Here is a 12,007-nt window from a genome sequence, read left to right as displayed (position 1 = left end):
CCACCCCCCAGGTCATGCGATCGACAGGGGGCAACAGTCATGCCGGACCCGGAGGCCAGGAGCCCCGTTTCAGGGCCACCAAGAAGGTAACGGGGGGGGGCTCCTGCCGGTGGGGCGCAGGGCCGTGGCGTCGGCGGAGCATGCGCGCACGCACGCGCGTTGAAGCCAGGCGGACACTTCATCATCGGAACACACGTCGGCGACGAGGACGCGGTGCGCACCGAGGCCTACGGAGGCGTACCCGTCCGCTGGACGACCCACAAGTGGCGGCCGGAACAACTCGTCAATCTGATCGAGCAGGCCGGCCTGAACCCGGTCGCCGAATTGCGGCTCCCCCCGACGGGATACAGCGGCCCCGGTCTGGTCGTCATGGCCAAACGCCCGGGCTGACGATCAGGCGTCGAAGTGGCGCAGGGTCTTCGGCCTGGATCCATGACCTGACGCCTACCGCTATTTTCCGTTCGGATACTCCCACCGACGCCAATTGCGGCTGATGCGAATTGGCGATGCCGAACCTGGACAACCGCCGCGCGACACAGGATCGGGGCACTTACCTGGGCCGGACGGTCAGCCAGGGACCTTCGCCGGACGTTACCGGACCGGACGGTCGCCGACCGGCTCCTTCACTCCTTTGAGGGACTGACCTGGGAAAACTCTCACCGCTCGCATCCGATGCGAGATTCTCGCGTCGAATGCGATGGACGGAGAGTGATCGGATGGGTGGAGAAACCCTCGTGCTGGGCTCGGCACGACTGCACTTGGTCGACGGCCTGCCGCTGTTGCGCCCGGAGGAGCAGGTCTTCGAGGCGATGCTGGCCGGCTGGCGCAACCAGCAGTTGGCCAGGAACCTGTCGTTCGGCTACGTCAGCGACCAGGAGCGGACGGTGCGTGCGTTCGCCCGTCACGCGGACGGGCTGCCGTGGGAGTGGGCGCCCCAGCACGTCGAGGAGTGGTCGGTGGACCTCCGCTCGGTGCGGGGCTGCGCGCGCTCGACGGTGCGCAACTACCAAGGCGCGGTAAGGCAGTTCTGCGACTTCGTGACCAATCCGGCGTACAGCTGGTCGGAGGAGTGCTTGCTGCGCTTCGGGACGCACCCGGTCCAGGTGGTCCACGACTGGAACGCGGCGGTCCACGCCGATGAAGGCGAGGGCGAACCCGAGCGCCGCGCCTTTACCCGGCCCGAGCTGGAGGCGTTCTTCGACTACGCCGACGAGCAGGTGGTACGCGTCCGGGGCAAGGGCCGCAAGGGCTGGCTGCCGGCCTTCCGGGACGCGGCGCTGTTCAAGACGGCCTACGGCTACGGCCTGCGCCGCAACGAGAGCCGCATGCTCGACGAGGTCGACTTCGGCCCCAACCCGCACGGCCGGGAGTTCGGCGACTACGGCACCTTGATGGTGCGACACGGGAAGGCGAAGAAGGGGTCACCGCCCAAGCGCCGCAGCGTGCTGACCGTCTGGCAGTGGACACCGGTCGTCATCGAGGAGTGAGTCACCGAGGTGCGGCCCGCCATGCGGCACGCGCACGGGCCCGCCCTGTGGCCCTCCGAGCGAGGGCCACGGATCGGGCTCCAGCGGTTGGACTCCCGCTTCGCCGCCTACCGTGACGCGCTCGGCCTGGACCCGGCGCTGGAGTTCCACTCGTTGCGCAGGTCGTACATCACCCACCTGATCGAGGACGGCTACGATCCGCTGTTCGTCCAGCAGCAGGTCGGCCATGAGTACGCCTCCACAACCGCGATCTACACCTGCGTCTCCTCCGACTTCCGCACCCGCACCCTGCGCCGGGCCCTGGACGCCACCGTTGAGGCCGCGATGCGGCCGGTAAGGACTTCGTGATGCCCCGCCAGATCACCTACCGGTGGCGCCTGCGCGAGCTGATGGCCACCCGCGGCATGTTCACCGTCCCCGAACTCATGCCGCACCTGGCCGAACGCGGGATCACCCTGTCCGCCTCCCAGGTCCACCGGCTCGTCTCCGGCACCCCCGAGCGGCTGTCCCTGCCGGTGCTCGCCGCGCTCTGCGACATCCTCGACTGCACCGCCAGCGACCTGATCCCCACCTCCGCCGAGAACGTCCGCCTGCGCCGCACCGCCGGGCAGGACGCACCGATCAACCTCGCCGCCCGCCGACCGACACGGGTCCGACTCACCGACGAAGGGTGACCGGCATGACACCCGAACAGTACGAACGCTGGCACCTGCGCGACTGCGCCCGCTGCGGCCGACGGGCAGCGAAGTCCGCCAACTGGTCAGACGGACCGATCTGCCGCACCTGCCTGGAGCGGGCTATGCGTGTCCGGGGCCGTTGCCCCGGCTGCGGCACCGACCGGCTGCTGCCCGGCCGCGACGATCAAGGCCAACCGCTCTGCCGGGACTGCGCCGGCATCACCCGCGACTTCTTCTGCAGCCGCTGCGGCTTCGAGGGCCTGCTCCTGGGCGGCCGACTCTGCGAACGCTGCACCCTCTCCAGCAGGCTGATCAGCATCCTGGACGACGGCACCGGCCGCCCCAACCCGCGCTTGCTCCCGCTACACGACCTGCTCGTCGGGATGGACCGGCCCAAGGGCCGCCTCGTCTGGCTGAACAACCCACAGGTCCCCGCGCTGCTGAGAGACCTCGCCACCGGCAACACCGCCCTCACCCACGAGGCCATCCAGCAGGTTCCGAACTGGCGGACCGCCGCCTACCTGCGCGACCTGCTCATGGAATGCGGCGCCCTGCCCCGCCAGGACCGCCGCCTCCTGCTCTTCCAGCGCTGGCTCGCCGAGCGCCTCGCGACGGCCACGGACCCCGAACACGAACAGCTCCTGCGGCACTTCGCCCACTGGCACCAGCTCCGCAAGCTGCGGACCAAGGCCGACTCCGGCCCGCTGAGCGTCAGCACCGTCAGCGAACACCGCCGGCAGACCACCCAGGCCGGCGCCTTCCTCACCTGGCTCACCCAACGAGGCAGCACACCGGCGACGGCAACCCAAGCTGATCTCGACGCCTGGCACGCCGCGAACTACGCCACCCGCCGCGCGGCACAACCCTTCCTTCGCTGGTGCATGGACACACGCCGCATGCCCCGGCTGACGATCCCCTACCGCGCGACGACCAACCCACAACCCATGGGCCAACACCAGCGGTTGGCCACCCTGCGTCGCGCCCTCGGCAACGGTTCCGCCCCGCTGAGAATCCGGGTCGCTGCCAGTCTCGTCCTGCTGTTCGCCCAACCCCTCACCCGCATCGTCCGCCTGACGACCGACGACATCCTGGACGACGGCCAGCAGGTCCACCTCCGGCTCGGAGACCCGCCCTCGCCTTTGCCCGAGCCCGTCGCCGATCTCGTTCGGGACTACCTCCGGTCGCTCCCGGCCCACACACCCGCGGTGAACCTCTCCACCCGCTGGCTCTTCCCCGGCCGCCGCCCGGGCCAGCCGATGAACCCGACCAGCTTGCTCGGCCCCCTCCGTGACCTCGGTGTCCCGGCTCAACGAGCCCGCACCTCCGCCATCCGGCATCTCGTCCTCCAGGCCCCCGCTCCGGTCATCGCCAAGGCCCTCGGCTACCACGACAAAACCGCCACCAGGCTCGTCACCGAGTCCGGGGGCACCTGGAGCCGATACGCCCCCGGCGACCACACACAGTGACCTCCATGAACGGCCTGACCAGCGCCTCACACCACAGATGCCCGGAAAGGATCAGTGGGAATGATCTCCGCATCGTCGAAGAGGTGCTCCAACGCCTCATGACCTTCGCGTCTACGGAACTCGATTTCGGCGGCCGTCACAGGCAGGGTCCACAGGATACGGATGTGCCCCCCGGGCAGCGGGCAGTGCTCAAGATCGGGCCCGTGGAGATAAGGCAGGCTGATCAGCAGGTGGTCGCAGGCCGAGCCCGGTACCCACGGTTCACCGATCGGCATGCTGTGCTCCAGATCGAGCTGATGCCCTCCGCCGTGGTAGTAGGCGATCATGGTCAGGAGGTCGATGAACCGCTGGTCGCGGACGTGAGCGGTCATGACGAACTCAAGCCCATGGCCTTCCTTCTCCATCACGCCCCAGCAACCTGCGGTCACATAGGCCCAGCTGTCGCTGCGCGGACCGGGGCCCACGACGAGGACCCTTAGGTCGGGCACAGCCCCGCGCCGTTCCGGCCCAAGGTCGCAGGCGACGACCTCCACAGAATGCCCCTCGAAGTACGCCCGAACATGTGACTCAACGGCCTCCGCCGCCAGCAGCCTCGCATCATTCACCGCGCGATCATGCCAGAACACAACCAGCCGGCCTGCCCTCTTACCCAGCGTTACGGCTTGGGGCATGAGCCGCCGAATACGCGACACCGGAACATGCGTGCCTACCAGTCTCGACCCCCGAGAGGCCCGCGAGTTCGCGGAAACTGAAGGTCTTTTCGCGGGAACCCGAGGATGGATGGTCGTGTTCTCGTGGGTTCGGCTTCCGGGTTCAGGCGAACACGCGGGGCAGGTGCCGAGCGGGCCCGCCCCTGGGTGCCTTCCCTGGAAACGGTCCTGACACCGTAGGAGTCATGAGAGCAGAAGGAACGACACCGGAACCGGAAGCCTCCATGCAGAGTGGGCTCACATCTTTGGGTGAGGTGGCGTGCCGTTATCAGGCGGATGAGATACGCCCGGAAGATCTGCCGGTGATCGCTGCTGAGGCGCTCGCAGTCGGACTGGACACCCCGACATTGTGCGAGCTCGCCGGTTGGCCTCGCAACGCGGATGCCCGCGACATTCGTGACGCGTTCGAGCAAGCACTTGCCGAGTCCGGGATCCGGGGGCCGGATCGGGGCCTGGCGCGGTGCCACGCTCTGCGCCGGATGGCGGTGAGATTCATCGATGGAGGGACAACTCCCGCTGACCTGGCGACGGACGATTGGTGGGAGACGGATGTCGAGACCGCGGCGGAGCAATCGTTCGTGGCGCTGATCCCGCAGTGCGATTGCTGCATCGAGTACACGTTGGGGCTTGACCAGCAGACGTGGGCGGCCCAGCTGCGGAACGCTGCCCTCGCCCTGACATCGTCTCCGCCGATCAGCCGCGGATGCTGACTGTGCCTGGCGTGCTCATCCTCAGCAAAGGCGTGGACCGTTAAGCAGATTTCACTGAGCCTCTTTCGTCCTCTGCTGGAGGGTGTTTGTGCCTGCAGAGAACACTTCGACGGCTCTGCCAGACAAGCATCGTTTGTTCAGACCCGTAACTTCTACGTGCAAGGGGCCTGTCTGCAACTGACGGTCCCGCGCGCTGTATCAAGGGAGTGAGTCATGAGTTCTCAGGTGAAGGCATTCGGGTTCGGCATGCCGTGGGAGTCGTTTTACGGGTACAGTCAGGCCATTCAGGTCGGTGACACGGTTTATGTGTCGGGGCAGCTGTCTCATGACCGTCACGGCAACTTCGTGGGTGCCGGCGACTTCGAACTGCAGGTCCGCACCACGCTGGAGAATCTGGACCTGGTGCTGAGGCAATTCGGGGCCGAGCGTGGCCAGATAGCGGAGACCACGGTTCTGGTGAGGAACCTGCGGGAGAACTTCGACCCGACAGCACGCCTCCACGCCGAGTACTTCGGGGAGCACCGGCCCGCCAGCACGGTCATGGGCGTTTCCGACTTGGCACTGCCGGACCAACTCGTGGAGATCGGCGCGCTCGTGCGTCTCGATGTGAAGCCATAGGTGAGGAGGCCGGCCTGATTCCTTCAGTGAACCTCTTACATCCTGAATAGTTGCAGGTCAGCAGCGTGTGGACGGCTTGGACGATGGTGCTGACAAGGCGGGTGGAGCATCTGGCTCGTCGTAGCAGCCGCCAGGCTTTCAACTGGGCGAAGGCGCGTTCGCCGGGGGATCTCAGCCGGCAGGACGCGGGTCCAGCGCTCGGCCTCCGAGCGGATGCCGGGTGCGAGACCCTCCAGCCTTTCGGCGAGCCAGCGTTCGAAGGAGGTTCGCTGTCGTCCTCGAAGATCCCCATCTCGTCCAGGACCGTGACGGTGTGGCCGACCGGCAGGTCCAGGGCCCGCAGCGGGGTGAGGATCTCCGTGTGCCGGATGACGTCGCCCTCGACGTGTCCGGTGAGGACGAGGGCCGGGCCGCGGTTGACGGCGAAGCGGATGTTGCGTCCCCAGCCTCGGGTCTCGGCGAGCCGGTGGGCGAGGCACTTTCCCCAGGCCAGCCACGGGCTGGTCAGGTCGGCGTCGGCCGGGGCGAGCCGGCTGTAGTCACGGGGGATCTGTGCGAACAGCGGTAGCTGCTGCCAGCCGGGATCCGGGTGCCAGGCCGGTGCAGGAGGCGGCTTGCGCGGGGCACCACCGTCCTCCGCGCGTCCGGAATGGGGGGTCGGTCTCCTGCGGTAGTGCATCCTGGCCACAGGCCCAGGAACTCAGCGGGCTCAGTGGAACTCACGGAATGTCGCACAGCCGCGCCGAAAGTCGGATCCCAACGCCGGGCGGCCTCTCTGACCTCGACCGCATGAAGAGCCTGCTCGGTTTCATCGGCTTCGTCCTGGTCGGCGGAGGCATCAGTGGTCTGCCCTCCGACCACCTGTGGGGCCTGCACGTCTTCGGCTTCGTCCGCCACCTGGTGCCGGACGACCACCGGACGGTCGGCTACGTCGTCCTGGTCGTCATGGGCGTCGCACTGGCCGTCGGTTCGGACCGAATAGGGCGCTCGCGCCGGAGTGCCGGAACGGAGGGTCAGCCGGCGGTGGCCGCCTCCACGCCGTCCAGCAGGACGGCGAGGCCGGTGCGGAAGGCCTCCCGGGTCTGGGCCTCCAGGTGGGTGCCGTTGCCGTCCCCCGCCTCGGGGGCGGCGGCGTCACCGCTCTCCAGGGAGGTCAGGAGGGGGAAGCGTTCCGCGAAGTCCGGTGCCAGCTCGGTGAGCTGGGCCGAGCGGGCGTACCACCACTCCTCGTCGGGGACGCCGGTGGCGGCCGCGGCCGCACGGGCCTCGGCGGCCGTCCGGGCCATGCCGCGGACGAGCTGCCACAGCGCGGCGACCACGCCCCGCAGCTGCCGGGGCGTCAGCCGGGCCCCGGTGAGGATCCGCAGCAGCGCCTCCATCGCGCCGAGCTCGGCCGGACCGAGCACCGGCCGGGCCTGGGAGATCTGAAGCACCCACGGGTGGCGCAGGTAGCAGGCGAACGCGTCCTCGGCCCAGGCCGTGGCGGCGGCCCGCCAGCCGGCGCCGAGGTCGTAGGAGGTGGGCAGTTCGGCGAGCACCCGGTCGTGCATCAGGTCGAGCAGCTCGCCCTTGCCCGGGATGTAGGTGTACAGCGCCATGGCCGTGCGGCCGAGCCGCTCGCCGACCGCGCGCATGGAGAGCGCGGCCATGCCCTCGGCGTCCGCCACCGCGATCCCGGCGGAAACGATCGCCTCCACGCTCAGTCCGGGCTTGGGGCCGCTGCGCCCGGGGCGGGGGCGGTCCGGCGCGCCCCAGAGCAGGGACATCGAGCGGTGGGCGTCGCCCTGTCCGGCGAAGACGGTCATGAGGACAACTCCTTATAGCGTAAAGTATCCTGCCCGAGGTAACTCTTTATGCCGTAAGGTTATCAGTGGAGCCCGAACCGGAAGGGTCGACCATGCCGTTGCCCGTCACATTCGTCCAGGTCGTCGGGGTCGAGCGGATCACCCCGCGCATGGCTAGGATCACCTTCGAGGCCGAGTCGCTCGCCGAGAGCGTGGGCCGCGCCCCCGACCAGCAGGTCAAGCTCTGCTTCCCGAGGGCGGGGCAGGAGGAGCCCGTCCTGCCCGCGCAGGACGACGATCCGATGAGCTGGTATCAGGCCTACCTGGCGATCCCGGAGGCCGAACGGCCCTGGATGCGCAGCTTCACCCTCCGCCGGCGCCGGCCCGGTACCCGAGTGCTGGAGGTCGACTTCGTGCTGCACGGCGACGCCGGCCCGGCGAGCGCCTGGGCGGCCCGCGCGCTGCCCGGGGACCGGCTCGGCATGGTCGGTCCGTCCGACCTGTACGCCCGGCCGGAGCCGCTCGGAGCCGCCGTCGCCGGGGCCGACTGGGTGCTGCTGGTCGGCGACGAGACGGCCCTCCCGGCGGTCGGCACACTGCTGGAGGCGCTGCCCGCCGGCACTCCGGCGGTGGCCTTCCTGGAGGTGGCGGACGCGGCCGAGCGTCAGTCGTTCGACACCCGTGCCGACCTCACCGTCCACTGGCTGCACCGCGACGGCGTCGCCCCGGGTGAGCGGCTGACCGAGGCCGTCCGGAGTGCCGGGCTGCCGGGTGGCACGCCGTTCGCCTGGCTGGCGGGCGAGGCCTCCGCGGTGCGGGCGCTGCGCCGTCACCTGGTCGGGGAGCGCGGGTGGGCCAAGGCCTCGGTCGAGTTCGCCGGATACTGGCGTCACCGCCTCACCCAGGACGACGCGCCCACCGCCGAGGACCTCGCCGACGCGCAGGAGATGCTGGCCCAGGCTCAGGTGGAGGCTCAGGCCGGGGGTGACGGGGGCGGCGGGGGCTGACAGGGGCTGACGGGGAACCGGCGTGCAGGAGCTGCTGGCGTGCTGGCGTGATCGGCGCGGATCGGTGGCGATCGGCGGGTGCCGGGGGAGTCCGGCTGCACCTCGCGCCGACCAGGGCGGGAGGGGCCGCTCGTCCTGCTGCTGCACGGCTTCCGGTTCCGGAGGTCCGGCGCTCCCGGCCCACCGGACCCCGACGACGGAACGGACGGACATCGGCCCGAGAAGCTCAGTCCTGCGGGGCCCGGGTACCGGCAGCCGAGGTGGGGGAGCGGGAGGCAGAGCCGGCTCTGAGTCGGCTCAGAGCCCCGGTGCCCCGTAGTCGTTCAGGTACCAGAAGGCGGCGGTGTACCAGAGCAGGGCGATCGTGACGACCAGGACGCCTCCGGCCAGGGGCAGTGCCCAGCCGGGCAGGCGGCGGTGGCGGACCACGATGACCTTGGCGGCGAACGCCCCGTAGAGGAAGCAGCCGGCGAGTGAGTGCAGCGCCACCCGGCTGTTCGTCAGCTGGACCCCGTAGGCGGTGATGCAGTGGTAGGCGATGGGGAGGGAGAGCAGGAAGGTGGCCAGGCCGCCGATCCGGTGCGCGGTCCTGGTCCACGGGCGCGCGGCAGGCAGGCCGGGCAGTCGGCCGTACATCCACAGCGCCAGCAGGAGTTGGACCAACGCAAGGCCCAGCAGGGCGCTGCCCAGCTGGGCCTTGAGCCGGTTCGCGTCGTCGAAGCGGAGTCCGAACAGGGCGCTCGTGTAGTCCGGGGTGTGCGCCCGGCCGTACCAGTAGAGACCCGCGGTCACCGCCACCGGAAGGAGCGCCCAGAGGGTGCCGCGGACCCACCGGGGGCTGTGGGGAGAACGCTCGACGCCGTACACGGACTCAGTCGCCCTCGACCTTGTTGCCGTCCACGTTGACCACGTACCACTTCGCTCCGAAGGCGCTCGACTCCTCGCCGTTGGTGTCGCCCTGGGCCTTGTCGCCCTCGAAGTAGTAGAGCGGGTGGCCGTTGTAGACGACCTGCGTCTTGCCGTCGGTACGGGTGGTGGTGGAGAGCTTGGCCTGGTCGGCGCCGTGCGCGGCAGTTGGGGCGCCCGTGGTGAGGGCGGGCGGCCACGCGGCGGCGCACTCGTCGTAGCAGGTCGACGTGGTGGAGGTGTCCTTCTCGAAGAGGTACAGCGTCTTGCCCTGGGAGTCGACCAGGATGTCCGTGAACTTGCCGATGGTGGCCCCCGCGACGACGGTGCCGCCGCCCGTCGCGCCGGCGCTGGGACTGGCGCTGCCCGTTCCCGTGGCACTCGCACTGGCACTCGGGCTCGCGCTGGCGCTGGCGCTGGCGGTCGCGGAAGCGGTCGGAGGCGGCGTGCTCGCTGCGGTCGTCGTCTTCGTGCTGCTGGAGCAGCCGCCGCACGCCGCGGTGATCAGTGTGGCGATGGCGACCGCCGCGGTTGCCATGTGGGAGGTTCTCATCGGCTCTCTCCGGTCAGGACGGTTGGGGATGCCACCACTTCGACCCGTGCGCACCCGCCAGGTCCACCCGGCACGCGCGCACGTCGGCGGAAGGGAGGACGGGTCTTAGCCCCGATGGCCGATGGCCCGGCGTTCGCGGCAGTCCGCCCGCCTCGGGCCGGCTGCCAGAGTCCGTCGGCTGCCAAGGTCCCGTCGGTTGCCAAGGTCCTGCCGGCTGCCGAGGTCCTGCCGGTGGGGTCCTGTCGGCGGGCACGAGAATTCCGAAGAATCTTCGTATGCGCCTGAACCGCTCGGCCGCCCCGTGCGTATCAGCACATAGGGGGTGCCAGAAAGGTTGGAACTATGGGCATGCTGAGCAGCCTGGTTCCGGCGGTGGGCAGTCCGCGGAAGCGGACCTCCGCGAAGCCGACCGGGACCTCGAAGACCACCCACCGTCGTCGTCGCCGCCGTCATTCGACGCGCTCGCGGCACTGACGGTGCCCATCACTCCGTCAAGGGCCGGGCACTCTCGGTGCCCGGCCGTCTTCATGAGGCAAGGACACGCAGCGTGTGGTCACTGCGGCGGCTGGTGGCCGTCGGTGAGGCTTCGGAGCGGGACGAGACGATCGTCGCCGCCGCTCCGCCGGTTGCGTTGCGCGAGGTGTTCCGGCGGTTCTGGCCGTACACCCGGGGTGGCCGGCGCTGGCTGGCCCTGCTGCTCGTCTTCATCGTGCTCGCCCCGGTGGTCGACGCGGCCGGCATCTGGCTCTTCAAGATCGTCATCGACGACGTGCTGGTTCCCCGAAGGCTCGCCCTCTTCGTGCCGATCGCGCTGGCGTACGTGGGGCTGACGATCGTCGCCGGCATCCTGAGGTTCGCCGACGAGGTCACGTCGGCCTGGGTCAGCGAGCGATTCCTGGTGGTCCTCCGCTCGGACCTGTTCCGGCACCTGCAGAGCCTGTCCCTCGGATTCTTCGAGCGCCGCAGGCTCGGCGACGTCCTGTCCCGGTTGACCGGCGACGTCGACGCCGTCGAGACGTTCCTGCTCTCCGGCATCGTCAACGCCATCGCGCACGTCACCCAGCTGGGCATCTTCCTCGCGGTCCTCTTCTACCTGCGCTGGGAGCTGACCCTGGTCGCCCTGGTCGTGGCGCCGGTCTTCTGGTTCATGACCAGCCGGTTCTCGCGTCTCGTCAAGGCGGCCTCCCGGGAGAGGCGGCGGCGCAGCGGCACGATCAGCGCGGTCACGGAGGAGACGCTCGGCAACATCGCCCTGGTGCAGGCCTACAACCGGCGGGGCTGGGAGCAGCAGCGGTTCGAGCGGGAGAACCTCGGAAGGTACCGGGCCGCCATGGCGGCAACCCGGATCCGTGCGCTGTTCTCGCCCCTCGTGGACGTCCTGGAGCTGTTCGGCGTCCTGGTCGTGATGGGGCTGGGCGCGTGGGAGCTGGCGCACGGGCGGCTCACGCTGGGCGGGCTGATGGTCTTCCTGACGCTGCTGAGCAGGCTGTACAGCCCGATCCGCGGCGTGTCCCGGCTCAGCAACACCTTCTTCTCGGCTTCCGCCGCCGCCGAGCGGATCATCGAGCTCCTCGACCAGCGCCCCCAGGTCACCGAGCCGGCGTTCCCCGCACGGCTCGGCCGTGCGCGCGGTGATGTCGCCCTCGACGGGGTCTTCTTCCGCTACCCGCCGGCGCCCCGGTGGGCGCTCTCGGACGTCTCGTTCCACGTCGATGCGGGCGAGATCGTCGCTCTGGTGGGTGAGAGCGGCGCGGGAAAGTCGACGATCGCCAAGTTGCTGCTGCGCTTCTACGACCCCGAGCACGGGGCGGTCCGGATCGACGGGTGCGACCTGCGCGAGCTGCGCCTGGCCGACCTCCGCGACAACGTCGCGGTGCTGCTCCAGGAGGCCCTGGTCATCCACGGCACCGTACGGGAGAACATCGCCTACGGCCGCCCGGGCGTGAGCGACGCGGACATCGTCGCGGGCCCCCCGGGGCGCCGCCCCCCCGCGATCATCCTCCCGCTGCCCGACCGCGACGACACAGTGGTCTGCCAGAAACGCAGACAGCACTACGGCCGGCACCCCCAGCTACAGGCCATCGCCCCC

13 protein-coding genes and 1 pseudogene are annotated in these 12,007 nt (G+C 69.8%); 9 read left to right on the top strand and 5 right to left on the bottom strand.

All coding sequences use genetic code 11. The annotated features are described in order from the left end of the window. Positions 1 to 159 precede the first annotated feature (159 nt). The 5 genes from ACFC1F_RS39970 to ACFC1F_RS39950 all read left to right on the top strand — a co-directional run bounded on the left by ACFC1F_RS39970 (position 160) and on the right by ACFC1F_RS39950 (position 3,630). Positions 160 to 390: a hypothetical protein gene (locus ACFC1F_RS39970; RefSeq protein ID WP_376166272.1), complete on the top strand. Its 231-nt coding sequence runs from the start codon at positions 160 to 162 to the stop codon at positions 388 to 390. A gap of 326 nt (positions 391 to 716) precedes the next feature. Next, positions 717 to 1,487 carry a hypothetical protein gene (locus ACFC1F_RS39965; RefSeq protein ID WP_376166271.1) on the top strand — a complete coding sequence of 257 codons (771 nt, stop codon included), beginning with the start codon at positions 717 to 719 and terminating at the stop codon, positions 1,485 to 1,487. Between the two features lie 21 nt (positions 1,488 to 1,508). Continuing rightward, complete coding sequence (locus ACFC1F_RS39960) at positions 1,509 to 1,835, top strand: tyrosine-type recombinase/integrase (RefSeq protein WP_376166269.1); 327 nt, start codon at positions 1,509 to 1,511, stop codon at positions 1,833 to 1,835. After that, positions 1,835 to 2,161, top strand: coding sequence for a helix-turn-helix domain-containing protein (locus ACFC1F_RS39955; protein WP_376166267.1), 327 nt, complete (start codon positions 1,835 to 1,837; stop codon positions 2,159 to 2,161). The genes ACFC1F_RS39960 and ACFC1F_RS39955 overlap by 1 nt, the downstream gene beginning before the upstream one ends. A gap of 5 nt (positions 2,162 to 2,166) precedes the next feature. After that, positions 2,167 to 3,630, top strand: a complete 1,464-nt coding sequence (locus ACFC1F_RS39950; RefSeq protein WP_376166265.1) for a hypothetical protein — start codon at positions 2,167 to 2,169, stop codon at positions 3,628 to 3,630. Positions 3,631 to 3,656: 26 nt separating this feature from the next. Here ACFC1F_RS39950 and ACFC1F_RS39945 read toward each other — a convergent pair whose 3' ends face one another. Then, on the bottom strand, positions 3,657 to 4,301 hold the full coding sequence (locus ACFC1F_RS39945) for a suppressor of fused domain protein (protein ID WP_376166263.1): 645 nt from the start codon (positions 4,299 to 4,301) through the stop codon (positions 3,657 to 3,659). Between the two features lie 224 nt (positions 4,302 to 4,525). On the opposite strand from ACFC1F_RS39945, the gene ACFC1F_RS39940 reads away from it, so the two are divergent. After that, on the top strand, positions 4,526 to 5,050 hold the full coding sequence (locus tag ACFC1F_RS39940) for a hypothetical protein (protein ID WP_376166262.1): 525 nt from the start codon (positions 4,526 to 4,528) through the stop codon (positions 5,048 to 5,050). A 213-nt stretch (positions 5,051 to 5,263) separates the two neighbouring features. Continuing rightward, the gene (locus ACFC1F_RS39935; RefSeq protein ID WP_376166260.1) at positions 5,264 to 5,668 is read left to right on the top strand and encodes a RidA family protein; all 405 of its coding nucleotides are present in this window, start codon (positions 5,264 to 5,266) and stop codon (positions 5,666 to 5,668) included. A gap of 40 nt (positions 5,669 to 5,708) precedes the next feature. On the opposite strand, the pseudogene ACFC1F_RS39930 reads toward ACFC1F_RS39935, so the two are convergent. Together ACFC1F_RS39930 and ACFC1F_RS39925 are read right to left on the bottom strand one after the other, a co-directional pair. Then, positions 5,709 to 5,846 (bottom strand): annotated as a pseudogene (locus tag ACFC1F_RS39930) (IS5/IS1182 family transposase); the annotation flags it as partial. Positions 5,847 to 6,681: 835 nt separating this feature from the next. Beyond that, entirely contained in the window at positions 6,682 to 7,473 is a 792-nt protein-coding gene (locus ACFC1F_RS39925) for a TetR/AcrR family transcriptional regulator C-terminal domain-containing protein (protein ID WP_376166259.1), read from the bottom strand. A 92-nt stretch (positions 7,474 to 7,565) separates the two neighbouring features. Here ACFC1F_RS39925 and ACFC1F_RS39920 point away from each other — a divergent pair, with 92 nt between their 5' ends. Then, entirely contained in the window at positions 7,566 to 8,459 is an 894-nt protein-coding gene (locus ACFC1F_RS39920) for a siderophore-interacting protein (protein ID WP_376166257.1), read from the top strand. Between the two features lie 297 nt (positions 8,460 to 8,756). Here the strand turns inward: ACFC1F_RS39920 and ACFC1F_RS39915 are convergent, their stop codons facing one another. Together ACFC1F_RS39915 and ACFC1F_RS39910 are read right to left on the bottom strand one after the other, a co-directional pair. Next, positions 8,757 to 9,326, bottom strand: coding sequence for a DUF6529 family protein (locus tag ACFC1F_RS39915; RefSeq protein ID WP_376166256.1), 570 nt, complete (start codon positions 9,324 to 9,326; stop codon positions 8,757 to 8,759). Positions 9,327 to 9,330: 4 nt separating this feature from the next. Then, entirely contained in the window at positions 9,331 to 9,903 is a 573-nt protein-coding gene (locus ACFC1F_RS39910; protein ID WP_376166254.1) for a hypothetical protein, read from the bottom strand. Positions 9,904 to 10,465: 562 nt separating this feature from the next. On the opposite strand from ACFC1F_RS39910, the gene ACFC1F_RS39905 reads away from it, so the two are divergent. Next, the coding region (locus tag ACFC1F_RS39905; RefSeq protein WP_376166252.1) for an ABC transporter ATP-binding protein at positions 10,466 to 12,007 on the top strand (1,542 nt) is incomplete at its 3' end.

The sequence above is a fragment of the Kitasatospora sp. NPDC056181 genome, from assembly GCF_042266225.1.
Classification (GTDB): domain Bacteria; phylum Actinomycetota; class Actinomycetes; order Streptomycetales; family Streptomycetaceae; genus Kitasatospora.
The sequence above is the reverse complement of the archived record's forward strand: the minus strand, read 5'-3'. Positions and strand labels throughout refer to the sequence as shown.